Genomic DNA, 24,673 nt, shown 5'->3' with positions numbered 1-24,673 from the left:
CGCCATATACCCAGACCCGTTCTGCCTCTACAGTTACGCCTGACATGCTGACCTTCACCGCACTGGGACCGTTCCAAGCCTGGGCCGACGGCGCCCCTCTCGACCTCGGCGGACAGCGGCAGCGAGCGGTGCTCGCCCGCCTGCTCGTCGCCGGGGGCCGCGCCGTGCCCGTGAACACCCTCATCGACGAGCTCTGGCCGGGCAGCCCGCCGGCACAGGCGCTGTCCACGATCCAGGGCTACGTCTCCCGCCTGCGCCGCGCGCTCGAACCCGATCGCGCGCCCCGCGAGGAGGCCGGGGTGCTGGTCTCCGCGCCTCCGGGGTACGCCCTGCGCGCCAGGACCGAGCAGGTCGACGCCTGGCGGTTCGAGGCGCTGGTGAAGTCCGACGGCGCGCCCGCGCAGACGTGGGCGGCCATGGACACCGCGCTGGGGCTGTGGCGGGGGCCGGCGCTGGCCGAGTTCGGGGAGCTGACCTGGGCCTCGACCGAGGCGGGCCGGCTGGAGGAGCTGCGGCTGATCGCCCTGGAGCGGCGGGCCGACGCCGGGCTCGCGCTGGGCCGGGCCACGTCGCTGGTGGCGGACCTGGAGGCGCACGCGTCGGCGTACCCGCTGCGGGAGGAGGCCTGGCGGCTGCTCGCCGTGTCCCTCTACCGGATCGGGCGCCAGGGCGACGCGCTCGCGGCGCTGCGCCGGGCCCGCGCGGTGTGGCGCGACGAGCTGGGCCTGGACCTGACGGCGGGGCTGAAGCGCCTGGAGGCCGACATGCTGGCCCAGCGCCTGGAGGAGCCGTCCCCCACTGTGGAGCCCGCCGCGGCACCCGCCGCGGCGGCGCCCGGGACGTCCGGCCCCGTGGAGGTGCTGCGCGTCCTGGTGGCCGACGACCAGGCCCTGGTCCGGGCGGGGCTGAGGGCCATGCTCGGCGGCGAGGCCGGGGTCGCGCTGGCGGGTGAGGCGGCCAACGGCGAGGAGGCCATCGCCGGGGTCCGCGAGACGCACCCCGACGTGGTGCTGCTCGACATCCAGATGCCACGCCTGGACGGCCTGGCCGCGGCCCGCAGGATCCTGGCCGAGGACCGGCCGCCGAAGGTCGTGATGATGACCACGTTCGGCAGCGACGAGAACCTGTACGCGGCGCTGCGGGCGGGAGTGAGCGGGTTCGTGCTGAAGACCTCGGCGCCCGAGCAGTTCCTGGCCGCGATCAGGGCCGCGGCGGCCGGCGACGCGCTCATCGACCCCGCGGTCACCACGCGGCTGATCTCGGCGTTCGCCGGGCGCACCGACCCCGCCTCGCCCCCGGCGCTGGCCGGGCTCTCCGACGACCGGCTCGACGTGCTGAAACTCGTCGCCCGCGGGCTGACGAACCGGCAGATCGGCCAGACGCTCTCGCTGCCGGAGGAGGAGGCCGGCCTCATGGTGAAGGGGCTGCTGGAGCATCTCGGGCTGTTCGACCGGGCGCAACTGGTGATGGCCGCGTACGAGTCGGGGCTGGTCACGCCGGGCGTGACATGACCGACTTTTCGTCTCTTTGACGATAAAAATCGGCGCGTACTAGGCTGTTCACGTGGCACAACTGCGCATTGCCCTGGCCCAGACGAACCCGACCGTCGGCGACCTGAGCGCCAACGCGGACCGGCTAGTCGCGTGGACTCGCGACGCCGCCGAGCGCGAGGCTCACCTTGTCGTCTTCACCGAGATGTTCCTCACCGGCTACCCGGTCGAGGACCTGGTGCTGCGCACGTCCTTCGTGGACGCCAGCATCAGGACGCTGGAGGAGGTGGCGCGCAGGCTCGACGCGGAGGGCCTCGGCGACCTGCCGGTGGTGGTCGGCTACGTCGACCGCGCCGGCCTGGCCCCCCGCGTGGGCCAGCCGAAGGGCGCCCCGCTCGACGCCGCCGCGCTGCTCTACAAGGGCGAGGTGGTCACCCGCACGGCCAAGCACCACCTGCCGAACTACGGGGTGTTCGACGAATACCGCTATTTCGTGCGCGGCGACCGGTTGCCGATCTTCCGGCTGCACGGGGTGGACGTGGCGATCGCGGTGTGCGAGGACCTCTGGCAGGAGGGCGGCCCCGTGTCCGTCGTCGGGCAGGCGGGGGCCGGGGTGCTGGTGGTGCCGAACGCGTCGCCGTACGAGAAGGAGAAGGACGACGCGCGGCTGGAGCTGTGCGCCCGCAGGGCCCGCGAGGCCGGGTGCGCGCTCGTGTACGTCAACCAGGTCGGCGGGCAGGACGAGCTGGTCTTCGACGGCGACTCCATCGTGGTGGACGCGGCCGGCGAGCCGGTGGGGCGGGCGGGGCAGTTCCAGGAGGAGCTGCTGGTCGTCGACCTGGACCTGCCGGTGTCGGAGGCCGAGCCGGGCACGTTCCCGTACGACGCGGGCGACGGCTCCACGATCACGGTCGAGCGCCTGGTGCTCTCCTCCGACCCCGTCGCGCCCTACCCGCCCGAGCCCGCCCGGATCGCCGAGCGCCTGGACCCGCACGCGGAGGTCTACTCGGCGCTGGTGCTCGCGGTGCGCGACTACGTGGCCAAGAACGGCTTCCAGTCGGTCATCCTGGGCCTGTCGGGCGGGATCGACTCGGCGCTGACGGCCACGATCGCCTCCGACGCCATCGGCCCGTCCCGGGTCGACGTGGTGCTCATGCCCTCCCGCTACTCCTCGGAGCACTCGCTGGGCGACGCGGAGGAGCTGGTGCGCAGGCAGGGCGTCAACTCCCGGATCGTGCCGATCGCCGAGATCGTCAACGCCTTCGAGAAGGAGATCGACCTGTCCGGTCTGGCCGCCGAGAACCTCCAGGCCCGGGTGCGCGGCATGATCCTCATGGGCCTGTCCAACGAGCACGGCCACCTGGTGCTGACGACGGGCAACAAGAGCGAGCTGGCCACCGGCTACTCGACCCTGTACGGCGACTCGGCCGGCGGCTTCGCGCCGATCAAGGACGTGCCGAAGACGATGGTGTGGGAGCTGTCCAGGTGGCGCAACGCCCACTCGGACCCGTGGTTCCTGCTGCGGGCCGAGCGGCCGATCCCGGAGAACTCCATCACCAAGGAGCCGAGCGCGGAGCTGCGCCCCGGGCAGCGCGACACCGACTCGCTGCCGCCGTACGAGGTGCTGGACCGGCTGCTCGACGACTACGTGGAGAAGGACATGGGCTCGGCGGAGCTCATCGCGGCGGGGCACGATCCGGAGCTGGTGACGCGGGTGATCCGGCTGGTGGACGTGGCCGAGTACAAGCGCAGGCAGTATCCGCCCGGCCCCAAGATCACCCCCAAGAACTTCGGCCGGGACCGCCGCCTGCCCATCACCAACCGCTGGCGCGAGGGCACCGCCTGAGCCTCCTCCCGCCTTCTCGACCGGCCGGCGCTCCTTCGCCGGCCGGTCTTCTTTTTGCGAAACACGTAACCAGTAGGTTACGCTTCTTGCGTGGACGAAGTGGCGGGAGCGATCGCCGATCCGGTGCGGCGGCAGATCCTCGTGATGCTCGGCGGCGGGCGGCTGTCCGCGGGAGAGGTGGCGGAGCGCTTCCCGATCAGCCGCCCCGCCGTGAGCCGTCATCTGCGCGTGCTCAGGGAGAGCGGGCTGGTCCGCGACGAGCTCGTCGGCAGGCAGCGCTTCTACACGCTCGACCCCGAGCCGTTCACCGAGCTCATCGCCTGGCTCGCGCAGTTCGCCCGGCCCTCCGGCTGGGAGCACCGCTTCGACGCACTCGAGACCGAGGTCTACAGGACGCGCCGCGAGCGCCGTACGGACGGTGTCGCGGACGACAGAAGGGAGAACACCGCATGAGCCCCATCCCCACAGGCCGGCTGTTCAGGACCGACGAGGGCAGCGACCTCGTCCTGACCCGGACCTTCCGCGCGCCCGCCGAAGACGTGTGGGCCAGCATCACCGAGTCCGAGCGCACGGCGCGCTGGTTCGGGCCGTGGAAGGGCGACGCGGCCCCCGGCCGCACGATTCAGGTGCAACTCCTCTTCGAGGAGCAGACTCCCTGGTACGACATGCGCATCGACGCCTGCGAACCGCCACGTCGGCTGGCGGTCTCGTCCCTGGACGAGCAGGGGGCCTGGCATCTCGAGCTGCTGCTGTCCGAGGTGAACGGCTCGACGGAGCTGCGGTTCGTCCAGCACCTTGACTCGGAGGACGGGATCGGGGACATCGGGCCCGGCTGGGAGTACTACCTGGACCAGCTCGTCGCCTCCCGAGACGACTCGGCCCGTCCCGTCTTCGACGACTACTACCCGTCGATGCGGGCGTACTTCCAGGACCTGACGAACGACCCGCCCCGGCCCGGACGACCCACCTGAGACGCTTGCCTCGCTCCGCCGGTGTCCGTGGATCGCCGACCGCCGGATACCAGCCGGATACCGACGGCGGGATTGTCGGTGCCGGATGGCACAGTATCCGCGTGGCTCAACCCCTGAAACACCTGATCAACGCCGACTCCGTGGCGGTGCTCGCCGGCGGGCTGTCCGCCGCCTGGGCGCCGTTCCCACGGGAGACCTTCATCGCCCGGGCCCTGGCCGGGCTCGACGGGCTGGAGCTCAAGGCCCGCGTGAGCCACGTCGCCACGGCCCTGCACGAGGCGCTGCCCCTCCCCTATCCGCAGGCCGCCGCGATCGTGCGCGAGTGCGCCTCGCTGGTGCCGCTCGGCATGTGGAGCGGCTGGCCGGCCACCGAGCACACGGCCGTTCGGGGGCTCGACCACCTGGCGGACGCGATGGAGACGCTGGCGGTGCTGACGCCGTACGCGACGGGTGAGTTCGCCGTACGGCCCTATCTGGAGCGCTACCAGGACGACGCCCTCAAGATCATGCACGGCTGGGCGGAGTCGCCCGACGAGCATCTGCGTCGGCTGGCCTCGGAAGGCTCGCGCCCACGGCTGCCCTGGGCCGGGCGGGTCGGCTGGCTGATGACGCCGGGGCCGACGCTGCCCCTGCTCGACCGGCTGCGCGACGACCCGAGCGAATATGTGCGGCGCTCGGTCGCCAACCACGTCAACGACCTGGCCAAAGACCATCCCGAAGTGGTCGTGGAACTGCTGGCCGGGTGGCGGTCCGAGGGCGGCTCCCACGTGGAGAAGGTGCTGCGGCACGCGGTGCGCGGGCTGCTGCGGTCCGGCCATCCCGAGGCGCTGTCGCTGATGGGCGCCACTCCGGGCAGCGGGGCGGTCGACGTGCTGGCCCTGGAGGCCGACACGGTGGCCGTCGGCGGCAAGCTGGCCTTCACCGTCACGGTCACGGCGGGCGTGCCCGGACCTGTGCTGCTGAAATACGCAGTCCGGCGAGCGGGCTCGCGCCGCGTGTTCCACCTGGGGCAGCGCGAGGCGAGCGGGCCGGGGGCCACGTTCACGCTGCGCAAGAGCCACTCCTTCCGCCCGGTCACGACCCGCGACGAGCCACCCGGCGCCAGAGAGCTCGAAGTGATCGTCAACGGCAGAGTGGCCGCGAGCACCACCTTCACCCTGGTCGACCACATGCCAGACACCCCTCACCCGACCGAAGCCGATCACTCGAGGGAGCCGAGCGTATGAAGGAGACGGGCACATGACCGAGACCACACCCCTGACCGATGCCGGTCACCTCGCGCAGGCCGATCACCTGACGGGGGCGGGGCGCATGACCATAACCCAGCGCATGACGAAGGCTCGGCGGCCGTGACGGAAACGGCTCCCCGCGAGCTGCGGGACGTCGACCTGCTCCGCATCGAGTTGGGCGTCATCTGGCGGCTCGACGAGCGTGGCCGCCTGCCGGGGCCCGAGGACGTGGTGATCGGTGTGGCGGCCGACGGCATGACCGCGGCCGTGTCCCGCGACGTGCCCGGCCCTCTTGCCGACCGCCTGCTCGACCTCGTCACCCAGTCCGCCGCCCCTGCTGCTCCCCCTGCGAACCGGCCCCCTGAAGACCGTAGCCCTGAAGACCGTAGCCCTGAAGACCATAGCCCTGAAGACCGCCGTAGCCCTGCACACCACACTGAGCCTGCTGACCGCCGTGGCCCTGCGGACCGGCCGCCCGTCGTGCTGGAGCGGTGCCGTGCGCTCCTGGGTGGCGAAGGGGTCGCGGTGTCGGGAGGGCCGAGCTACCTGGTGGACCCGTCCCTGCGATTCGACGCGCCGGTGGAGGTGCTGCGGTCGAGCGACCCCGCTGATGTGCGCCGCGTCCGCCCCCTACCGAGGCCCGACACCTGGGAGGCGGCGGAGTGGGACGACCTCATGGCCGGCGGCGAAGGGACGCCCTGGACGGTGGTCGTCGAGGACGGGCAGGTGGCCGCCATCTGTCACACGGCCCGCCTGACGGCGACCGGCGCCGAAGCGGGCACGTGGACCTCACCGCCATACCGCGGTCGCGGCTACGCGGCGGCCACCACCGCGGTCTGGGCAAGGCTGCTGCCGGGCGTCCATGTGTTCTACAGCACGAGCGCGGACAACCTGTCGTCCCAAGGGGTGGCCGCCCGGCTCGGCCTTCGCCCCCTCGGCTGGTTCTGGAAACTGACAGCCTGACGTCACCCGGCTGGAGCCGACGGGCCACGCGAGTCGGGCCGGCATCGCGTAACCCAGCCGCGTACCCCAAGGACGGCGTCCGGAAGTCCTGCCCCAGAACGGCACGCGCCTCACACATCCCTGGGCACCGTGCTCCAGGGCGGCCGGCTCAAAGCTCAGGAGCCACGCCGGGCGGGGCCTCAAAACCTCCCCGAAGCTCAGCCCGCCTCCCCATGCCCGTCGCCCCGAACCTCAAGACCGCCACAGGCCGGCCCCTGAGCCTCCACCCTCTCGAATGCCACAGTGACCCTCTCAACCCTCAGCCCGACCTCGAGGCCGCGACGGGCCGGCCTCTGGGCCGCTTCCAGGCGCGAATGCCGCAGCGGCCCCAACCCTCTCGGCCGCCGCTCCCGACCTCATGGCCGGCCCGATCCCATGAGCCGCCGCCCCGGAGTCTCGGGCCGTGTGTGCTGGGGGGGTGGATACCGCTGACCGTTCAGGAGTGAGTCAGTCGGTGCCCGCGTGGAGGATTTCCTGGTCCCACTGGCCGCGGGGCTGGGTGTGCAGGTGCCAGTAGTGTTCGGCGATGTCGTCCGGGTCGAAGGGCGTGCCCGGGGCGACGGGGCCGGCCACCGTGACGCTGGCCGCGTGGACGCCGGACGGCCCGTACTCCTCGTCCAGCATCGTCACCAGCGTCCGCACGCCGGCCTTGCCGAGGGAGAGGCTGACGTACGCGGCCTTGGGTTCGGGCATGCCGCCGGTGACGATGAAGGTGCCGCTGCCCCGGCGTGCCATCGCGGGCGCCACGTGAGCGGCCGTGATCAGCGCGCCGCCCACGTTGACCGCCCAGGCGTCGAGCTGGTCGCGCATGCGGGCCTGCCCCGGCGAGTCGGGGCGGATGATCGCGGCGTTGTACACCACCACGTCCGGCGTCCCGAGCTCCTCCGTCGCCGCGTCCAGCGCGGCCCGCAGCCCGTCCTCGTCGGCGGAGTCCGCCCGGTACGTGAGCGCCCCCTCCAGCCCGAGGGCGCCCCCGGTACGCGACAGCAGGGCCACCCGCAGCCCTTCCTTGGCGAACCTGTGGGCGACGGACCGTCCGATCCCCGGTCCCGCCCCGACGATCACCACTCCCGGCATCTTCGGCTCCTTCACGTTGTTGGTGTGACAGCAGGACGGTAAGGCGTCACATCGATGTGAAGGTCAAGGACGTATGAAGATCGGTGATCTGGCTCTGGAGACCGGAGTGAGCAGGCGGCTGCTGCGTTACTACGAGGAGCAGGGGCTGCTGAGGCCGCAGCGGCTGCCCAACGGCTACCGCGAGTACGGGGACGCGGACGTGGCCGCCGTCCGCCACATCCGCGCGATGCTGGCCGCCGGGCTCTCGACGAGCGTCATCGCCCGGCTGCTGGACTGCGTCCATGACGACGACGGCGGCCGGATGGTGCCGACCGACTGCCCCGGGATGGTGACGAACCTGCGGCGGGAACGGCTGCGCATCGCCGAGGACATCGAACGGTTGCGGACGTCGCAGCGCGCCCTCGACACCATGCTCGCCACCGCCCTGAACCGGCGGTGACCACCCGCCGCGCCCCGGGAGGGAGATCATCCGCCCGGGGCCACGGCGAACGCGTACCCGCCTGACGCGCCGTACCGCCCATGAGCGCATCGGGGCCACCGACATGATCGGGGACGCGGGCCCGCTGCCACCCGCATTCACACGGCAGTAAGTTGTTTCACGAGGTGGGAAGGCCGGGATCGGTCAGCCGCCCAGGCGGGCATCCGAGGGGTCGCGAAGTGCCAGGGCCTCGGCGGTGGTCAGGCCGAAGCGGGCGGCCGCCCGGCGCCGGGCGCGCACCTGCGCACTCGTACGCGGCCGGAACTTCGGCTGCCGCCCGCACCCGCACGGCTCGAACCCCTCATACCGCAGCCCCGCCTCCAGCACGGCCGCGACGGCCCGCCACCGGCGCTCGTCACCCCTGCGCGGCGCCGCGAAGTCGTGCCCCGCGAACAGCATCGGCCGGCGGCAGCCGGGGCAGCGGTGCTCGTCCGCGTGCCAGGGCTGCTTGTGGCTGCGGCGGCACGGCAGGCAGACGTAGTGGACCTTGTAGTGGACCTCGGCGTAGGTGCACATACGCCCAGGGTATCGGCCACCGCGATCACGGAGGGGGGTTGTCACCTCGGCGGACGATGCCGCTCTCGTACGCCAGCACCACGATCTGCACCCGGTCCCGTAGCCGGAGCTTGGTGAGGATACGCCCGATGTGGCTCTTCACGGTCGCCTCGGAGACCGTCAACAGCCGGGCGATCTCGGCGTTGGAGCACCCCCGCGCGACCAGCGGCAGGACGTCCCGCTCGCGGTCCGTCAGCCGTCCGAGCAGTTCCTCGGCGGCGGTGTGACCGGTCTCCGGGTCGGGCAGGTGGCCGGCGAAGGCGTCGATGAGGCGGCGGGTGACGCCGGGCGAGACCATGGCGTCCCCGGCCGCGACCGCGCGCACACCCGTCAGCAGGTCGGCCGGCGGTACGTCCTTGAGCAGGAACCCGCTGGCCCCGGCCCGGAGCGCGCCGTAGACGTACTCGTCGAGGTCGAAGGTCGTCAGCACCAGCACCCGCGACGCGGCCCCCGAGCCGACGATGCGGCGGGTGGCCTCGATGCCGTCCAGCACCGGCATCCGTACGTCCATCAGCAGCACATCGGGACGCAGCGCCCGCGTCATGGAGACCGCCTGCGCGCCGTCGCCGGCCTCTCCCACCACCTCAAGGTCGGACTGGGCCTCGATCACCATGCGGTATCCGAGCCGCTGCAGTGGCTGATCATCCACCAGCAACACCCGCGCCGTCACAACATCACCCCACCCTCACGACCGCTTCCCCCAAATCCACACCCGGGCCCGGACCCACACCCAGAAGCCGAACCAAGATCGGACGCCAAGCCGGAAACCGGGCCAGAGCTGAGAGCCGGACCGGGGCCCAAGACCAGACCAGAACCGGAAGCCGAACCGAGCCCTGGGGCCAGGCCAGGGCTGGCGGCCGGACCGGGACCGGGAGCCGAACCGAGGTCGGGGGCCGACCCGGGGCGGGAGGCTGAACCAGGGCAGGGAGCCGGACCGAGGTCGGAGGCCGAACCAGGGCTGGGGTCCGAACCAGAGCCGGAGGCCGAAGCAGGGCTGGGGTCCGAACCAGAGCCGGAGGCCGGGGCGGAAACCGAGCTGGAGCAGGGGTCCGAGATTGGGGTGGGGGCCGGGGCCGTGGTGGGGGGCGGGGGAAGTGGAGGTGGGCTTGTACGCGCCAGCCCGTGTCAGGTGTGGGTCCTGCCTTGATCTGGCCGCCGTAAGGGGCGGCGCGTTCGAGCATGCCCGCCAGCCCGTGACCGTCTCCGGCCGGGCGGGCGGCGTGACCGGCCCCGTCGTCGGTGATCTCCAGGTCGGCGGTGGAAGGGCCGTAGGCGAGCCGGACTCGTACGCGGGCCCGTGGCCCCGCGTGTTTGAGCGTGTTGGTCAGCGCTTCCTGGACAATCCGGTACACGGCCAGCCCCGCCCCCGGCCCCCAGGCCCCGGGCGCGCCCTCGTGGGTCACCGACAGTCGCAGGCCCGCCGCGCGTACCTGCTCCAGGAGGCGGTCGAGGTCGGCGAAGCCGGGCTGCGGGTCGCGTCCGCCGGAGTCGCGCAGCAGGCCGACCAGCCGCCGCATCTCCGACAGCGCCTCCCGCCCGGTCTCCGCGACCTTCGCCATGGCGTCCGAGGCCCGCCCGGGGGTGGCGTACGTGGCTCCGTCGGCCAGCGCGACCATGACGGTCAGGTTGTGCGCCACGATGTCGTGCACCTCCCTGGCGATCCTCGCACGCTCGGCGGCGACGGCCAGCAGGGCCTGCTGATCACGCTCGCGTTCCAGGTGCCGGGCCCGGTCCTCCAGGTACGCCCGCCGCATCCGCAGCACCACCCCAGCCAGGGCGGTGGCGATGGTGAGCGAGCCGACTCCGATCATCACCGGCCAGCCGGGGTCGTCGCGCGCCCAGCCCAGCCCCATGGCCACCGCCGTCGCCCCGGCGGCCGGCCACAGGTGGCGCGCGGGGCGGTGCCGGGCCACCGCGTACATGGCGAAGAGCGGCACGAAGATCAGGAACACGCCGGTGACGCCGCCGACGAGCACGCAGGCCGCCACGAGCCCCAGCACGGCCCAGAACACGGCGGAGGGCGCCCGGCGCCGCCACAGCAGCGGTACGTGCACGGCGGCGAACCACGCCCAGCCCGCGCCCGTGACCCCGGTGCCCGGCTCCAGCGCGCCGGTCGCGTCCGCCCCACCGGCCGTCACCGGCACGCCGCCGCGACCCAGCCCGCCGCCACCACCGCCCCGGCCCCCGGCGACGGCATCGGTGGGACGGCGGCTCCGACGTGGAACATGGCCTGCAGCGCCACCGTCGGCAGGTACGGCACCAGCGCTCCCGGCAGCAGCGCCACGAACACCGGCGGCAGCACCACCAGCACCGCCAGGTACGCGGACACCGCCACGGCCGTATGCCGCAGCAGGAACCCCAGCCCCAGCAACCCCACGAGCACGGTCGCCCCCGCCACCCCGACTATCGCCCGCACCACCCCGGGATCCCCCAGCCCGATGGGCCGGCCGGCGAACGCCTGGTTGGCCAGGAAGGCGAGCAGGTACGTCACCACCAGGACCGGCCCGGTGGCCGCCACCAGGACCACGGCCTTGGCCCACAGGACGGGCAGCCGCCGGGGCACCGCCGCGAACGTGGCCCGGATCAGCCCGGACCCGTACTCGCCGGACATGGCCAGCACCCCGAACCCGCCGTACACGACCGCGAACACCAGGAACCCGCCCCCGACGGCCTGCGTCACCCCACCCGCGCCACCACCCGTGCCGCCGCCCTGGGCGCCGATCAGCGCGGACAGCCCGACCAGCATCTGGGGCACCACCCCGAGCACCACCCAGGTGGACCGCAGCGCGAACAGCTTGGTCCACTCCGCCCGCACCACCCGCCAGAACGTCACCCCGCTCATCGGATCTCCTTCTCGCCCCTGGTCAGCTCCATGTACGCCTGCTCCAGCGACGCCCGTCGCGGCGTCAGCTCGTGCACTTCGAGGCCCGCGCGGAAGGCCAGCGCGCTGATCGTCTCGGCGGACAGCCCGGCCACCTCCAGCGCGCCGGGCCCGGTGGCGGTGACCGTGGCCTGGTGGCGTACGAGCAGGTCGCGCAGGTCGGTGGGGCGCGGGCCGCGGACCAGCACGGCGTCCGCGCCGACCCGCGCGACGAGGTCGGCCACGGAGATGTCGGCCAGCAGCCGCCCCCGTCCGATGATCGCCAGGTGCCGCGCCGTGAGGGCCATCTCGCTCATCAGGTGGCTGGACACCAGTACGGTGCGGCCCTCGGCGGCCAGGGACTTGAGCAGCGTACGCAGCCACAGCACCCCGTCGGGGTCGAGCCCGTTGACCGGCTCGTCCAGGATGATCGCCGACGGGTCGCCGAGCAGCGCCGCCGCGATCCCGAGCCGCTGCCGCATCCCCAGCGAGAACCCGCCCACCCTGCGCCCGGCCGCCTCCGCCAGGCCCACCAGCGCGAGCACCTCCGTCACCCTGGCGGCCGGGATCGCGTGGGTGCGCGCCAGCCCCAGCAGGTGGTGGTACGCCGTGCGGCCGCCGTGCGCCGGCGTCACCTCCAGCAGCGACCCGGCCTGCCGGAGCGGGTCGGGGTGCGCGGCGTAGGGGCGGCCGTTGACCGTGGCGCTCCCGGCGCCCGGCCGGTCGAGGCCGAGGATGACGCGCATCGTGGTGGACTTGCCGGACCCGTTGGGGCCCAGGAACCCGGTGACCTGGCCGGGCCGTACCGTGAACGACAGGTCGTGGACGGCGGTGACGCCGCCGTACCGCTTGGTGAGTCCCCGTACCTGAATCATGCCTCTGACGCTAGGTTCCGGCCTTCGAGCGGGCTACCTTCCTGAGGCTGAACCCGGCGTGCTCAGCCGTCCGACTCAGGTCGCAGGCGGGTGGCGATGCCGTCGAGGACGAGGTCGAGCCCGAGCAGGAATTGGGTGTCGAAGTCGCCGTCGTCCACCTGGGAGTGGCGGGCCAGCTCGGCCACGTGCGCCTCCAGGTGGCGGACGACCCTGCCGCGGATCTCGGCGTCGGCCGCGGGCGTGCGTACGGTGTCCCACCAGGTGTTCTCGGCGGCGACGAAGCCGTTGACGTAGGAGGACAGCGTGCCGACGGCGGCGGTGAGGGTGGGGCCGCTCAGACCGGCCCCGGCGAGGGCCGCGTAGAACAGGCCGGAGCGGGCGAGGGCGTTCGGGCCGAGCAGGGGGCGGGTGGCGGTGAGCGCGGGCACCCAGGGGTGGCGGCGCATGACGGCCCGGCTCGACGTGAGCTGGGCGATCAGGGTCTCGCGCCACGGGCCGGGGCCCGCGGGCTCGATCTCGCCGATCACCTCGTCCAGGGCCAGGTCGAGTACGTCCTCCTTGCTCTGGACGTACTCGTAGAGCGACATCGTGCCCGCCCGCAGCCGCGCCGCCAGGGCGCGCATGGAGAACCCGGCCGCCCCTTCGGCGTCGAGCAGGGCGACGGCGGCCTCGACGATGCGCTCGCGCGACAGGCGGGGCCTGCGCGGGCGCTCGTCCTCGCGGAACCAGATGGTCACCCGTGCAGTGTACGGAAAACCGTACGGCTAGCTTGAGCCACCTCGAAGGAGCCATCCCGAAGGAGGAGGAGTCATGACGGACTGGCAGCGGGACCACGCGATGCTGGCGCTGCGGATCAACCGGCTCGGCGGGCCCATGCTCATCTACCGGGGTCCGGCGGAGTGGAGCGCGCGGGTGGAGGCGGAGCCGCCCGCGGTGCCCGGCGCGCTGGCCGATGAGGCGGAGCGGCTGCTGGCCGAGGCGCCGTCCGTGTACCTGGCCGCCCAGGTACGCGCGATGCGCGCCGTCGCCCGCCGCCTGGGCGGTGAGCGGCTGCCACTGGCCGAGTACGGGCGGGAGTGCCTGGGGCTGGAGCCCCGGTGGGTGCCGGAGGCGGTGTTCGAGCGGGCCCACGCGGAGCTGGACGCCGCCCTGCCGAGGACGCCGGGCTCGCCGGGCGAGCGGCTGCGGGCCTGGCAGGCGGCCCACACGCTGGAGCCCATCGAGCGGCTGCCCGCCCTGGTGGACAAGGCGGTGGCCGAGACGCGGGCGCGTACGGCCGCGGCCATCATCGAGCTGCCCGACGAGGTCGTGGAGTGCCGGCTGGTGGAGGGGGTGGCGTTCCATGGGGCGGGCGAGTACGAGGGCGGCTTGAAGTCCACGATCCACATCAACAGGGCGATCCCCTTCAACCTGGCCGATCTGCTGTATCTCGTGGCCCACGAGGGCCATCCAGGACACATCGCCGAGTCGATGCTCAAGGAGCTGCGCCTCGGGAGCCGGCTCGGGGGCCGAGGCGGGGGCCAGGTCGAGGGTCAGGTCGAGGGTCAGGTCGAGGGCCAGCAGGTGCGGTTCATGCCGTCGCCGTCGTTCGTGCTCAGCGAAGGGCTCGGGCTGCTCGCCGAGGAGCTGCTGTTCCCCGGGGACGAGGCGCAGGAGTGGCTGAACGCGAACATCTTTCCCGAGACCGGCATCCGGCCCGGCGGGGGCGACTTCGGGGCGATCCACCACGCCAGGAACGTGCTGTGGGGTGTCTGGGGCAACGCGGCGTTCCTGGCCGACGAGGGGCGGGGTGAGGCGGAGACGGCCGCGTACCTGAGGCGGTGGGCGCTCTACGGCGAGGAGGAGGCCGCGCTCGCGCTGGGGCTGCTCAAGCCGTCGCCGATGAGCCCGTACATCTTCGGATATTTCCATGGATGGGAGCTGCTGCGGCCCTGGGTGACCGGCCCCGAGCGGGCGCGGCGGCTGCTCACCGAAGCACTGCTCCCCGCCGACGTGCGACCCCACCAAAACCTGCCACACCAGCCCCCACCACACCAGGACCCATCACACCAGGACCCATCACACCAGGGCGCGCCGGGCGCCTCATAGGGCTCGCCGCGCGATGAGTTGCTCGACGCCGTCGAGCAGCAGGTCGAGGCCGAAGCGGAAGTCGCCGTCGTCGACCCAGCCCTCGGCGCCGAAGAGCGCGCCGGAGCGCACGGCGGCCGACAGGGCGGGGTAGTCGGCGGGGTCGAGGACCTCGGCCAGCACCTCCCCGTAGTCGGAGGCGCTCTCGATCCCGGCCTCCTGGTATTGCGGGTCGCCCGCGCCCATGGCGTTCACGAGGGCCGCGTCGGTCAGCGCGTAGCCGGTCAGCGTGCTGGCCACGTTGATCTTCTCGCCGTCGTCGAGACCGGTGCCGGCCAGCGCGGCCAGCGCCCGGTCGAGCCACAGCAGCCGCCGCGGACCCAAGGGCGGGGTGTACTGGGTGATCGACAGCAGCCAGGCGTGTTCGAGCACGATGTCGCGATGCGCCCTGGTCCACAGTGCCAGGTAGTCGCGCCAGGGCAGGTCTCCCGGCTCGGGCGGCAAGGGGGCCACGGCGTCGGCCATCAGCGTGAGCAGGTCTTCCTTGCTGCCGATGTAGCGGTAGAGCGCCGTCGCCGCCACGCCCACCTTCGAGGCCACGCTGCCCATCGAGACCCCGGCCAGGCCCTCGGTGTCGGCGATCTCGATGGCGGCGGCGGTGATGGTGGCCAGGTCGAGCCGTGGCCGCGGCCCCCTGCGCGACACGGGCTCGCGCCCCCACAACCGCCCCACCACGGGCGGCAGTGACCGCTCCTGCGCCATCGAACTCCTCCTTGACTCGCTCCTAGGATTCTGCATTATGTTAAAACTATGAACGTCATACACAGTAAGGCATTCACAGATGCGATTCTGGCACGGGGGCTGACGAAGTCGTTCGGCGGCACGCGGGTGCTGGCCGGGATCGACCTGACCGTGCCCACCGGCTCTTTACTGGCGCTGCTCGGCCCCAACGGCTCGGGCAAGACCACGACCGTGCGCATCCTGACCACCCTGCTCGCCCCGGACGGCGGCACCGCCACCGTGGGCGGGCACGACGTCATGCGTGCGGGCGTCGCGGTACGGCGTACCATCGGGCTGACCTCCCAGCAGGCCACCGTGGACGGGCTGCTGACCGGGCGGGAGAACCTGGAGCTGTTCGCCGGCCTCTATCATCTGGGCTCCCGCCAGGCGCGGCGGCGGGCCGGCGAACTGCTCGACCGCTTCGACCTCACCGGCGCGGCCGACCGCCGGGCCGAGACCTACTCCGGCGGGATGCGCCGCCGCCTCGACCTGGCGGCCAGCATGGTCTCGGCGCCGCCGATCCTCTTCCTCGACGAGCCCACCACCGGCCTCGACCCGCGCAGCCGGGCCGAGTTGTGGGCGGTGATCAGGGAGTTGCTCGGCTCCGGCACCACCATCCTGCTCACCACGCAATATCTGGAGGAGGCCGACCAGCTCGCCGACCGGGTCGTGGTGATCAACGAGGGGCGGGTCGCCGCCGACGACTCCCCCGCCGCACTCAAGCGGCAGGTCGGCGCGGAGCGGCTGGTGCTGCGCCTGTCGCGGGCCGGGGACGTGCCGCGCGCGGACGCCGTGCTGGGCGGCGCCGCCGTGGACGGGCGGGAGCTCACGCTCGCCGTCCAGGATCCCGACCACCTGCGCCGCGCGCTCGACCTGCTGCACCGGGCGGACATCGGCGTCGAGCACGTGGAGCTGCGCACCCCCACGCTGGACGACGTCTTCTTCGAGCTCACGGCGGCCGCGGCATGAGCGCCCTGACCGCCGCGGGCGACCTGCGCCGTCTCGTCGTCCGCGACCTGCGCCGCGACCTGCGCGTCCTGGACGGCCTCATCGTGAACACGGCCCTGCCCGTGATCATCATGATCATCTTCGTGTACGTGTTCGGCGGCGCGATCACGACCGGGTCGAGCGGCCTGGCGTACGTCGACTTCGTCGTGCCCGCCGTCCTGCTCATGTCCGGCGGGTACGGCGCCGCGCTCACCGCCGTCACCATCGCCGAGGACATGACCGGAGGCATGATCGACCGCTTCCGCACGCTGCCCATCGGCGGCTGGGTGGTGCCCGCCGGCCATGTCCTGGCCTCCGTGGTCAAGAACGTGGGGTCGTCGGCCATCGCGCTGGCCGCCGCGCTCCTGCTCGGCTTCCGTCCCGACGCCTCGCCCGCCGACTGGGCGCTGGTGCTGGCCGTGGTCACGGGCTACGTGCTGGCGATGTCCTCGCTCGCGGCGCTCTGGGGGCTGCTGGTCAAGTCCACCCAGGCGGCCGGGGCGTTCAGCTTCGCCGTGCTGTTCCTGCCGTACGTGTCGGACGGGATCGTCCCGGCCGAGACCATGCCGGGCGTGCTGCGGGACTTCGCCCACAACCAGCCGGCCACACCGATCATCGAGACGCTGCGCGCGCTGCTGCTCGACCAGCCCATGGGCTCGTCGGGAGCGGTGGCGGCGGCGTGGCTCACGGGCGTGATCGTGCTCAGCCTCCCGGTCGCGGCACTGCTGTTCCGGCGCAGGACGGCGGCGTGACGGCGGCTCAGGCGAGCAGGAGTGTCAGGCCGCCGGTCGTGTAGCAGATCATCAGCACGAACAGCGGGATCTGACCCGCGACCGCGCGGGCGGGCGGCAACAGCCGGACCGAGCGGTCGTGGGCGGCCACCACGCCGGCGACGTGGCCGAGCACGATGGCCAGCACCTGCACCGTGGCGATGGCCGCCGGGGAGAGGACGTCGCGGTCCACCCCGGCGTCCAGGCCCAGGGCCAGGATGATCGCGTGCCGGCCCTCGATGACCAGCAGCGAGAAGTAGTGCGCGATGAGGTAGCCGACGGCGATCGGCACCAGCGAGTGGGCGAAGCGGCCGCTCAGCCCGCTCGTGCCGCCGATCAGCCCGGCCGCGCCGAGGCAGGCCGCGTACAGGAGCGCCACCCCGGCCACGGCCGCCAGCAGGCCCAGGGTGCCCAGTCCCACGCGGCCGAGCGGGCCGGACTGCAGGGCGTCCACCCAGGCCGGCGTGGTGGAGAAGCCGTCGTAGGCGGTGCTGCCGAGCAGCACGCAGACCGTGGCGGCCAGGCCGGGGGCGGGCCGGACGGCGTCGAGGCCGTCGAAGGGGTTGCGCAGCACGCGGGTGCCGTCCGCCCGCCTGCCGAGCGGGGACAGGTGACCGATCAGGGTCGAGTACACCTCGAACGGGTCGCCTCGTTCGAGCCAGGCGTGGCCGTACCGGAGGGTGCCGGCGAGCTGGGCGGCGGCGTACAGGCCGAAGAAGATCAGCAGGGTGAGCGGGGCGGCGGGTTCGGGGGCGGCCAGCTCCATCCAGGTGAACGCGAGCAGCCCTGCGGCGGCGGGGTGGTACCCGAGCCGTCGCGGGTACGTGCGGCGCGCCCGGTCCGGCAGCAGCCGGAACGGGTTCGCCGCCCGCCACACCGGCCCGAGCAGCAGCGACGCGGGCACCAGGCCCACCCAGAAGAGCACGTACACGAGGTACGGGCCCGCGTTGCCCGTGACCGGCCCGAGGACGAGCCAGCCGAGGGTGTGGACGGCGGCCACCAGGGCCACGACGCGTGCCGGCCGGGCGGGCACCCGCACGGCGACCACCCGTCCCGCCCGGTCGCCGCGGAAGCGGGAGTCGGCCCAGAGCAGGCCGAGCGCCAGGAACGACACGACGAGCGCCGCGAACGCGCCCGCGTAGGCGTAGAACATCGGAATCGGCAGATCCCCCCGCTCCCCGACGCCATGCGCCAGCACCATCACCGCCGGCGAACCGGCCTCGCCCCTGTCCGGGGTCATCGGACGGCAAGCTGGGTCAGGACGAGCTCGCTCCCGTGGGTCTCCACCTCGAACACGCCCGTCAGGTCCGCCGTGAACCGCAGGGTCGCGGGCACGCCGGGGCGCAGCCCGGCGGCGAGGTCGTACCCGTGGACGTGCACCTCGTCGGCCACGTCGCTGGTGACGGTGATGCCGACCCGCTGCCCCCGGCCCACCTCCAGCCACCCCGGGGGCGGGCTCACCCGGCCACGGGCGATCGTGATCGCGACCTCCGCCTGCCCGCTCGGCGTCCCCGTCGCCACCTCGTGGCCGTTGCCGGGGTCACGATGGGTGGCCGACAGCGGCCCGCACCCGGCGACCACCACGAACACCAGCACGGACACCGGCACGAACACCGGCACGAACACCGGCCCGCACACCAGCGTGCGGACCGCTCTCACGCGGGCACCTCCGCCTCGGCGGGCCGCTCCGCCACCGTACGGCTGCGCCCGGGCGCCAGCACCACGACCGCGCACAACACCCAGACCCCCGTGACCAGCCCCCGCACCCAGCCGGGCCCGAGCGGAACGACCGGAATCAGGTACACCAGCCGATCGAACGCGTCCAGGCAGGCCAGGAGACCCACCCCGACCGTGAACCAGCCGAACACCGGCCGCCTGGCCCGCAGCGCCGCCCCCAGGCACAGCCACCACACGCCCATGAGCAGCAACGCCACCCCGGCCTGCGCCGGGTTTCCGGCGGTGGCGGCCACGACGTCGAGGGTGAGCCCGACCAGCGCCGAGAGGGTCGCGACCACGATGAGCCGATGCCGCCGCAGGACGATCGCCGCCACCACGGGCGCGACCCCGTTCCCGGACGGATTCCCGGTCCCGAACCGCATCCCCCACGCCAGCGACCCACCGATCCGCAACCGCACCTCTCGCCCGCCGGCACCCGCACCCGCGCCGCCGTCCACGCTCTCCTCCCGCTGGGTTACGGCGTGCTCCTCACGCTGGATTCCGGCGTGCCGATCCAGCCGCAGCCCGTCACCGGCGCCGAGGTGCAGCCGTGCGGCCCGCCGCGAACGCCACCAGAACAGCACTGCCAGCAGCCCCAGCACCAGCGAACCCCCCAGCGCGAGCCGGCTCTCCACCGTGCCGAACCCCGACGCCCCGAACCAGTCGCACCCGGCCGGCAGGCGGGCCTGTCCGGCGCTGAAGTCGGCGCACAGGTAGAGCTTGATCAGCTTGACCGGCTCGGCCAGCAGCCGGTCCGTACCGCCCGACAGCGCCGGCGCCGTGGCCGCGCAGACCGGCAGCACGGCGGGTGAGGACGTGCCGGTGTCCCCCTGCCAGCAGTTGCCGGTGCCCTGCCCGTCCCACCACACGTTCAGCCCGTTGGGCCGCTGCTCCCCGGTGGGGCTCACGCCGAACACGTTGCCCTCGTAGCGGTTGTGGTTGGACGTGTCGGCCTGCTTGGCCAGGTCGTCCTCGCCCCTGATGAAGGCGGGCACCCCGAAAAGCTGGAATCCCGCCCGCCCGTGCCCCCAGATCCAGTTGTCCTTGAACACGTTGTGGTTGCCGCCCGCGACGATGACGCCCGTGCCCGGCGGCACGCCCACCTGCGAGCACACCACGCCCCGCTCGTAGCCGCGCTCGGCCGGGGGTTTGGCGCAGGTGCCGTCGCGGGTGTGGCGGTAGTAGTCGCGGTTGTTGTCGTAGATCTTGTTGTTCTCGAACCTGGCGTGGTTCTGCGGCAGGCCGGGGTGGGAGGGCCAGAGGCTGTCCATCGTGGCGCCGACCATGTTGTCGTAGAACTCGTTGTCGTGCGCCCAGACCGAGTCGCCGGCCGTGCCCGAGTAGCCGAGGGCGTTGTCGTGGCTCCTGCAGCGGCGGATCTCGATGGCGTACCGGGTGACGTCGTGGCCTCTGCCCTCGTTCAGGTCGGCGGCGCTGCCGGGGTAGAGGCCGCCGTCGCCGTTGCCGTACGCCTCGCAGTCGGTGTAGAGGCCGTGGTCGCTGGCGAAGGTGAGGAAGCCGTACTCGTCGTTCCAGCGGGTGAGGACGCGGTCGATGACGAAGCCGTCGGTCTCGAGGACGTACAGGGAGTTGAACGTGGTGCGCTGGGCGGTGAAGTTTCTGAAGTAGACGCCGTCGGCCCGGTCGGCGCGGATGGCGTTGAGCTTGCGGTACTCGGCGTCGATGACGACGTCCAAGGGGCCGGCGCCGGTGCCCTCGATCTGCAGGTCCCGTTTGCCGAGGATCGCGACGAGGTTCTGGTTGTGGGGGCACTGCCGCTGCTGGTCGAAGCTGAGGATCTGGTAACCCCAGTCCGACCAGCGGGCGAGAAGATGGGCGCACTCGCCGGTGGGGGCGGATTGGCTGGGTTCTTCCCGGTAAAGTCCGGGAAGGATGGCGATCGTCATTTCGGGCCGATCAACCTGATCAACCGCTTCTTGTACGTTCCTCGTACCTTTTTGCTGACATTTCGCGAAAAGGTCAAGGTTGCGGCGCTTGAGCGCCGCCGGAAAATTCGCGATTCGACGTCTGAAGTCGGCTTTATCGGACTTACAGACCAGCAGGTCTGGTTCTCCTGTCCGCAGCGCCGGCACCGTACCCGTGCCGTCGGGAAGCGTGACCGGGCGCTCCTCGTGGGCCAGGGCGGCGCCGCCGGGTAACAGCAGACCCACCGCGAGCATGACGATCAACGCGAATTTTCGCATGGGGGGCATGGCCGCGAGACTAGAACAACGCTCACGTTCTGCCTAGGCCGAATGGCCCGGCGATGACGACGCCGGAAAAGGCCTCACGGAGGCGGCGTCGTGCCCGCCTCCGTGAGGGGTGCCGCCGATATCGTGGCGTTCTCCATTCGATCGGGAATCGTCAGGGGGCCATTCCGGCCAGGGCCGCGTCAACGACGCGTTCGGGCAGATCGGCCGCCAGGTCTCCGGCGGGGCCCCACTTGGTGTGCCAGAGCATGGCCCCGGAGATGAGGGCCATGCCCATGTCGACGTCCAGGTCCGGCCTGAGCTCGCCGGAGCCGATGCCGCGCTCGATCACGTCGCGCATCGCCAGCCTGCGGGGCTCGATGGCGCGCTTGACGAAGCGCTCCATCAGCCGGGGGTAGCGGTCGGCCTCGCTCATCGCGATGTTCATCACGCACCGGCTGCGGACCTCGCCCGACTCCTGGCGCATGGCCTCGAGCAGGCTGATCAGATCGTCGCGCACCGAGGTGCCGGTGAGCGGCGGCAGCGGCGCCTTGAGCGTGGAGAGGGCGTCGACGACCAGGTCCTCCTTGTTGGACCAGCGCCGGTAGATCGTCGTCTTGCCGACGCCCGCCTTCGAGGCGATCGCCTCGATGGACAGCTCGGAGACGCCCATGCCCTCGCCGATCAGATCGAGGGTGGCCTCGATGATCGCCTTCTCTGCCTTCTCACTGCGCGGGCGCCCCGCCGGGCGGGCGGTCCCTGAATCCTGGATCGTCATCGCGGCCTCACACTACAGCCGGTTCCTTCTGTTCCACATGCTTGACCGGGCGTGGCTTCCCGGGCATCCACCTGGCCACCACCGCGATGCCGAGCAGGCCGATCACCGCCGACACCAGCGCCGTGACGTGCATGCCGTTGACGAACGCGTCGAACGCGGGCTTGACCAGCGCCTGACCCTGCTCGCCCAGCTTCTGGACGACGCCCATCGTGGCCATGATCGACTCACCGGCCGCGTGCTGCTCACCCGCGGGCAGCCCCGCCAGCGCCGGCGCGATCTCGCCCCGGTAGCTGGACGACAGCACCGAGCCGAGCACCGCCACGCCGAGCGCGCCGGCCACCTGGCGCACGGTGTTGCTCATGGCCGAGCCGACACCGGCCTTCTCCCTGGGCAGCGACTCCATGATGGCGGTGGTCGCGGGCGGCATGATGTTGGCCATGGCGGCGCCCTGGACGAAGAAGATGACCTCGATGAGCAGGATCGGCGTGTTCTGGTCCATCAGCGCGTAGCTGCCCAGCGCCAACGTCACCACGGACATGCTGACGGTGGCCGACAGCTTGGCGCCGAACCGCTCGTTCACCCGCTGGCTGAGCGGCGCGAAGATGAGCTGCGCGGCGGCGAACGGGATCATCAGCGCGCCCGCCTGGATCGGCGTGAACCCCAGGACGATCTGCAGGTAGAACGTCAGGAAGAACATCCCGCCCATCATCGCGAAGAAGACGATGCCCATCATGCCGATGGCCGAGCTGAAGCGGACGTTGGTGAAGCTGCGCACGTCGAAGACCGGGTGGTCGATGCGCCGCTCCCACCACACGAACAGGCCCAGCACCGCCACGCCGAGCAGCGTCGGCACGAGCACCTCGGCGCTCGCCACGGTGGCCAGCTCGCCGCCGCGGATGATGCCGTACACGATGGCCACGAGGCCGATGATCGACAGCACCACGCCGACGGGGTCGAGCTTGGAGGGCTTCGGGTCGCGCGACTCGGGCACGATGGTGGAGATCAGGATCATGCTGACGATCACGATCGGCACGTTGATCAGGAAGACCGAGCCCCACCAGAAGTGCTCGATCAGCAGCCCGCCGGTGATCGGCCCGATCGCCACGGCCAGCCCGACACCACCGGCCCAGACCCCGATCGCCTTGCCGCGCTCGCCGGGTGGGAAGATATTGGAGATGATCGCCAGCGTCGCGGGCATGATCGCCGCCCCGCCGATCCCCATGGCCGCCCTGGCCAGGATCAGTTGCATCGGGTCCTGCGAGTACGCACTCGCCAGCGAGGCCAGCCCGAACAGCGCCATGCCGATGAACAACATCCGCTTGCGCCCTGTTCGGTCACCGATCACACCGAAGGTGAACAACAAACCGGCGAACACCAGCGTGTAGGAGTTGATCGCCCATTCCAGCTCACTCTGCGTGGCGCCCAGGCCGACCGTCTCGTCGGCGATGGTCTTCATGGCCACGTTGAGGATGGTGTTGTCGAGCACGACCGCCAAGAGGCTGAACACCAGCACGCCGAGGATCCCCCATCGGCGTGGATGTCCTGAGTTCGGGTCCATGGGAGACATCCTTAATTTCGATACGTCTGAGTTTCGCAACGACACCGTATCGCAAGCTATTCCGATACGCAACGGTCCCGTTTCGTAAACTCCGTGTGAACTCTCCCACCCCGCCGTCAACCTGGCCTTCACCCCCGGGAGAGGCCCCCGCTCACTCCCGGGAGGAAGGCGAGGCGACCCCCACCACGGCCTCCGGCACCGCGCCCGATCCCTCGCCGGGCGCGGAAGGCACCAGGGACAGGGAGGGCACGGCCGGCGGCACCGAGGGGCGGCGGCGCCAGAACGGCAGGGCCACCACCACCATGAGGACGCCCACCAGCCCCGCCACCACGAACGCCCACTCCGGCCCGCTGCCGTCGATCACGGCCCCCGCGATCGGCGCGGAGGCGGCGCCGCCGATCAGCAGCGCCGTGCCGTGGAAGCCCATCGCCTCGCCCCGGGCGGCACCGGGCACCCAGCGGCTGAGGGCCTCCACCGTGGACGACAGCGACGGCGCGCACAGCAGCCCGGCCGGCAGGAGCGCCAGGACCAGCCAGTGCCAGCCGCCCCCGGCCAGCCCGACGGGGATCGTGAGCAGGCCCATCGCGGCGATCAGCGTCAGGGGCGACGCGCCCCGCGACAGCCCGCCGTACACGAACCCGCCGACGAGCGAGTAGACGCACCAGATGGCCACGGCGAGACCGACCCACTCGGTCTGGCCCGCGCGGCTCATGGTCGCGACCAGCGCCAGCTCGGACGCGGTGAGGACGAACGTGGCCGCCGCCGCAGTGCCGAGCAGCGCCACGAACGCCGGGGTGAGCCACTGGCGCCTGGGCACCCGCACCGCCCGCTCCTCCAGCTCCGCGACCGACCGGGTGGGCGGGTTGAGCACGATCAGGCCCACGCCCGCCGCCGTCATGCCGGCGCAGATGACGATCATCGTGGTGCCGCTGCCGAGCATCGTGATGCCGGCCACCGCGAGCGCGGGACCCGTCATATAGGACAACTCGACCAGCATCGAGTCGAGCGCGAACCCGCTGCGCCGCTGCTCGACCGGCACCATGGCGGCCAGGCACTGCCGCGTCACGCTGAACACCGGCAGCGCCAGCAACCCCGCCAGCGCCGCCGCCGCGAGCAGGGCGGGGAACGGCAGCGCCCACGCGCACGCCCAGAACGCCGCCTGCGCCACGGTCGTCACGGTGAGGACGGGACGCAGCCCGTATTTGTCCACGAACCTTCCCGACAGCGGGGACCCGATCGCCATGCCCACCGTGCTGGCCATCGTGACCAGACCGGCGAGCGCGTAGCCCAGGTCCATCATCTCGGCCACGTGCAGTGTCAGCGCCATGCCCGTGGCCGTGGACGGGACGCGGGCCAGCAGCCCCACCACCAGCAGGGTGGGGACGCCCGGAATCCTGAACAGGCGCCGGTAAGGATCGAGAGCCATGGTAGTTCGTTACCTCCGC

Annotated in this window: 24 protein-coding genes; 10 read left to right on the top strand and 14 right to left on the bottom strand. The window is 72.3% G+C overall.

Features of this window, described 5'->3' with window-relative positions; genetic code table 11:
* The first annotated feature begins 44 nt into the window (after positions 1-44).
* The 6 genes from AB0I15_RS06695 (at position 45) to AB0I15_RS06670 (ending at position 6,499) form a co-directional block, all read left to right on the top strand.
* Entirely contained in the window at positions 45-1,511 is a 1,467-nt protein-coding gene (locus tag AB0I15_RS06695; protein ID WP_358091142.1) for a BTAD domain-containing putative transcriptional regulator, read from the top strand.
* Positions 1,512-1,563: 52 nt separating this feature from the next.
* Positions 1,564-3,336 (top strand): NAD+ synthase, encoded by a 1,773-nt coding sequence (locus AB0I15_RS06690; protein WP_358091140.1) that lies wholly within the window; start codon positions 1,564-1,566, stop codon positions 3,334-3,336.
* 90 nt (positions 3,337-3,426) lie between these two features.
* Positions 3,427-3,789 (top strand): metalloregulator ArsR/SmtB family transcription factor, encoded by a 363-nt coding sequence (locus AB0I15_RS06685; protein WP_358091138.1) that lies wholly within the window; start codon positions 3,427-3,429, stop codon positions 3,787-3,789.
* Positions 3,786-4,307, top strand: a complete 522-nt coding sequence (locus AB0I15_RS06680; protein ID WP_358091136.1) for an SRPBCC family protein — start codon at positions 3,786-3,788, stop codon at positions 4,305-4,307. Before AB0I15_RS06685 ends, AB0I15_RS06680 begins: the two co-directional genes overlap by 4 nt.
* 101 nt (positions 4,308-4,408) lie before the next feature.
* The gene (locus AB0I15_RS06675) at positions 4,409-5,533 is read left to right on the top strand and encodes a DNA alkylation repair protein (protein WP_358091134.1); all 1,125 of its coding nucleotides are present in this window, start codon (positions 4,409-4,411) and stop codon (positions 5,531-5,533) included.
* Positions 5,534-5,656: 123 nt separating this feature from the next.
* Entirely contained in the window at positions 5,657-6,499 is an 843-nt protein-coding gene (locus AB0I15_RS06670) for a GNAT family N-acetyltransferase (protein ID WP_358091132.1), read from the top strand.
* Between the two features lie 486 nt (positions 6,500-6,985).
* Here AB0I15_RS06670 and AB0I15_RS06665 read toward each other — a convergent pair whose 3' ends face one another.
* Positions 6,986-7,615 carry an SDR family NAD(P)-dependent oxidoreductase gene (locus AB0I15_RS06665; protein WP_358091130.1) on the bottom strand — a complete coding sequence of 210 codons (630 nt, stop codon included), beginning with the start codon at positions 7,613-7,615 and terminating at the stop codon, positions 6,986-6,988.
* Positions 7,616-7,688: 73 nt separating this feature from the next.
* Between AB0I15_RS06665 and AB0I15_RS06660 the strand changes: the two genes are divergently transcribed.
* Positions 7,689-8,054 (top strand): MerR family transcriptional regulator, encoded by a 366-nt coding sequence (locus AB0I15_RS06660; RefSeq protein ID WP_358091128.1) that lies wholly within the window; start codon positions 7,689-7,691, stop codon positions 8,052-8,054.
* Between the two features lie 183 nt (positions 8,055-8,237).
* On the opposite strand, the gene AB0I15_RS06655 is transcribed toward AB0I15_RS06660, so the two are convergent.
* The 6 genes from AB0I15_RS06655 to AB0I15_RS06630 all read right to left on the bottom strand — a co-directional run bounded on the left by AB0I15_RS06655 (position 8,238) and on the right by AB0I15_RS06630 (position 13,120).
* A complete protein-coding gene (locus AB0I15_RS06655) occupies positions 8,238-8,609 on the bottom strand; it encodes a hypothetical protein (protein WP_358091126.1) in 372 nt (123 codons plus the stop codon).
* 25 nt (positions 8,610-8,634) lie between these two features.
* On the bottom strand, positions 8,635-9,306 hold the full coding sequence (locus AB0I15_RS06650; RefSeq protein WP_358091576.1) for a response regulator transcription factor: 672 nt from the start codon (positions 9,304-9,306) through the stop codon (positions 8,635-8,637).
* A gap of 16 nt (positions 9,307-9,322) precedes the next feature.
* On the bottom strand, positions 9,323-10,792 hold the full coding sequence (locus AB0I15_RS06645) for a histidine kinase (protein WP_358091124.1): 1,470 nt from the start codon (positions 10,790-10,792) through the stop codon (positions 9,323-9,325).
* The gene (locus AB0I15_RS06640) at positions 10,783-11,490 is read right to left on the bottom strand and encodes a hypothetical protein (protein WP_358091122.1); all 708 of its coding nucleotides are present in this window, start codon (positions 11,488-11,490) and stop codon (positions 10,783-10,785) included. Before AB0I15_RS06640 ends, AB0I15_RS06645 begins: the two co-directional genes overlap by 10 nt.
* Entirely contained in the window at positions 11,487-12,383 is an 897-nt protein-coding gene (locus tag AB0I15_RS06635) for an ATP-binding cassette domain-containing protein (RefSeq protein WP_358091120.1), read from the bottom strand. The genes AB0I15_RS06640 and AB0I15_RS06635 overlap by 4 nt, the downstream gene beginning before the upstream one ends.
* 62 nt (positions 12,384-12,445) lie before the next feature.
* Complete coding sequence (locus AB0I15_RS06630; RefSeq protein ID WP_358091118.1) at positions 12,446-13,120, bottom strand: TetR/AcrR family transcriptional regulator; 675 nt, start codon at positions 13,118-13,120, stop codon at positions 12,446-12,448.
* A gap of 73 nt (positions 13,121-13,193) precedes the next feature.
* Between AB0I15_RS06630 and AB0I15_RS06625 the strand changes: the two genes are divergently transcribed.
* The gene (locus AB0I15_RS06625; protein ID WP_358091116.1) at positions 13,194-14,471 is read left to right on the top strand and encodes a hypothetical protein; all 1,278 of its coding nucleotides are present in this window, start codon (positions 13,194-13,196) and stop codon (positions 14,469-14,471) included.
* Here AB0I15_RS06625 and AB0I15_RS06620 read toward each other — a convergent pair.
* A complete protein-coding gene (locus tag AB0I15_RS06620) occupies positions 14,466-15,212 on the bottom strand; it encodes a TetR/AcrR family transcriptional regulator (protein WP_358091114.1) in 747 nt (248 codons plus the stop codon). The genes AB0I15_RS06625 and AB0I15_RS06620 overlap by 6 nt on opposite strands.
* A 48-nt stretch (positions 15,213-15,260) precedes the next feature.
* On the opposite strand from AB0I15_RS06620, the gene AB0I15_RS06615 reads away from it, so the two are divergent.
* Together AB0I15_RS06615 and AB0I15_RS06610 are read left to right on the top strand one after the other, a co-directional pair.
* Positions 15,261-16,199 carry an ATP-binding cassette domain-containing protein gene (locus AB0I15_RS06615; protein WP_358091112.1) on the top strand — a complete coding sequence of 313 codons (939 nt, stop codon included), beginning with the start codon at positions 15,261-15,263 and terminating at the stop codon, positions 16,197-16,199.
* Positions 16,196-16,969 (top strand): ABC transporter permease, encoded by a 774-nt coding sequence (locus AB0I15_RS06610; protein ID WP_358091110.1) that lies wholly within the window; start codon positions 16,196-16,198, stop codon positions 16,967-16,969. Before AB0I15_RS06615 ends, AB0I15_RS06610 begins: the two co-directional genes overlap by 4 nt.
* Before the next feature lie 7 nt (positions 16,970-16,976).
* Here AB0I15_RS06610 and AB0I15_RS06605 read toward each other — a convergent pair whose 3' ends face one another.
* The 6 genes from AB0I15_RS06605 to AB0I15_RS06580 form a co-directional block, all read right to left on the bottom strand.
* Positions 16,977-18,227: a hypothetical protein gene (locus AB0I15_RS06605; protein ID WP_358091108.1), complete on the bottom strand. Its 1,251-nt coding sequence runs from the start codon at positions 18,225-18,227 to the stop codon at positions 16,977-16,979.
* Complete coding sequence (locus tag AB0I15_RS06600; RefSeq protein WP_358091107.1) at positions 18,224-18,646, bottom strand: hypothetical protein; 423 nt, start codon at positions 18,644-18,646, stop codon at positions 18,224-18,226. The genes AB0I15_RS06605 and AB0I15_RS06600 overlap by 4 nt, the downstream gene beginning before the upstream one ends.
* Entirely contained in the window at positions 18,643-20,610 is a 1,968-nt protein-coding gene (locus tag AB0I15_RS06595) for a right-handed parallel beta-helix repeat-containing protein (RefSeq protein ID WP_358091105.1), read from the bottom strand. The genes AB0I15_RS06600 and AB0I15_RS06595 overlap by 4 nt, the downstream gene beginning before the upstream one ends.
* 457 nt (positions 20,611-21,067) lie before the next feature.
* Positions 21,068-21,670 (bottom strand): TetR/AcrR family transcriptional regulator, encoded by a 603-nt coding sequence (locus AB0I15_RS06590; RefSeq protein WP_358091104.1) that lies wholly within the window; start codon positions 21,668-21,670, stop codon positions 21,068-21,070.
* A 7-nt stretch (positions 21,671-21,677) separates the two neighbouring features.
* Positions 21,678-23,228, bottom strand: coding sequence for an MFS transporter (locus AB0I15_RS06585; RefSeq protein WP_358091102.1), 1,551 nt, complete (start codon positions 23,226-23,228; stop codon positions 21,678-21,680).
* 151 nt (positions 23,229-23,379) lie between these two features.
* On the bottom strand, positions 23,380-24,654 hold the full coding sequence (locus AB0I15_RS06580) for an MFS transporter (RefSeq protein WP_358091101.1): 1,275 nt from the start codon (positions 24,652-24,654) through the stop codon (positions 23,380-23,382).
* Positions 24,655-24,673 lie beyond the last annotated feature (19 nt).

It is taken from the genome of Nonomuraea sp. NPDC050643, assembly GCF_040654715.1.
Classification (GTDB): domain Bacteria; phylum Actinomycetota; class Actinomycetes; order Streptosporangiales; family Streptosporangiaceae; genus Nonomuraea.
Note: the sequence above shows the minus strand (reverse complement) of the source record. Positions and strands in the feature narration are given on the sequence as shown.

Excerpts from the sequence above, each read along its gene's own strand:
- AB0I15_RS06580 (WP_358091101.1), bottom strand. The coding sequence starts at position 24,654 with ATGGCTCTCGATCCTTACCGGCGCCTGTTCAGGATTCCGGGCGTCCCC.
- AB0I15_RS06660 (WP_358091128.1), top strand. The coding sequence starts at position 7,689 with ATGAAGATCGGTGATCTGGCTCTGGAGACCGGAGTGAGCAGGCGGCTG.
- AB0I15_RS06595 (WP_358091105.1), bottom strand. The coding sequence starts at position 20,610 with ATGACGATCGCCATCCTTCCCGGACTTTACCGGGAAGAACCCAGCCAA.
- AB0I15_RS06625 (WP_358091116.1), top strand. The coding sequence starts at position 13,194 with ATGACGGACTGGCAGCGGGACCACGCGATGCTGGCGCTGCGGATCAAC.
- AB0I15_RS06605 (WP_358091108.1), bottom strand. The coding sequence starts at position 18,227 with ATGACCCCGGACAGGGGCGAGGCCGGTTCGCCGGCGGTGATGGTGCTG.
- AB0I15_RS06665 (WP_358091130.1), bottom strand. The coding sequence starts at position 7,615 with ATGCCGGGAGTGGTGATCGTCGGGGCGGGACCGGGGATCGGACGGTCC.
- AB0I15_RS06590 (WP_358091104.1), bottom strand. The coding sequence starts at position 21,670 with ATGACGATCCAGGATTCAGGGACCGCCCGCCCGGCGGGGCGCCCGCGC.
- AB0I15_RS06655 (WP_358091126.1), bottom strand. The coding sequence starts at position 8,609 with ATGTGCACCTACGCCGAGGTCCACTACAAGGTCCACTACGTCTGCCTG.
- AB0I15_RS06680 (WP_358091136.1), top strand. The coding sequence starts at position 3,786 with ATGAGCCCCATCCCCACAGGCCGGCTGTTCAGGACCGACGAGGGCAGC.
- AB0I15_RS06640 (WP_358091122.1), bottom strand. The coding sequence starts at position 11,490 with ATGAGCGGGGTGACGTTCTGGCGGGTGGTGCGGGCGGAGTGGACCAAG.
- AB0I15_RS06620 (WP_358091114.1), bottom strand. The coding sequence starts at position 15,212 with ATGGCGCAGGAGCGGTCACTGCCGCCCGTGGTGGGGCGGTTGTGGGGG.
- AB0I15_RS06615 (WP_358091112.1), top strand. The coding sequence starts at position 15,261 with ATGAACGTCATACACAGTAAGGCATTCACAGATGCGATTCTGGCACGG.
- AB0I15_RS06695 (WP_358091142.1), top strand. The coding sequence starts at position 45 with ATGCTGACCTTCACCGCACTGGGACCGTTCCAAGCCTGGGCCGACGGC.
- AB0I15_RS06585 (WP_358091102.1), bottom strand. The coding sequence starts at position 23,228 with ATGGACCCGAACTCAGGACATCCACGCCGATGGGGGATCCTCGGCGTG.
- AB0I15_RS06610 (WP_358091110.1), top strand. The coding sequence starts at position 16,196 with ATGAGCGCCCTGACCGCCGCGGGCGACCTGCGCCGTCTCGTCGTCCGC.
- AB0I15_RS06635 (WP_358091120.1), bottom strand. The coding sequence starts at position 12,383 with ATGATTCAGGTACGGGGACTCACCAAGCGGTACGGCGGCGTCACCGCC.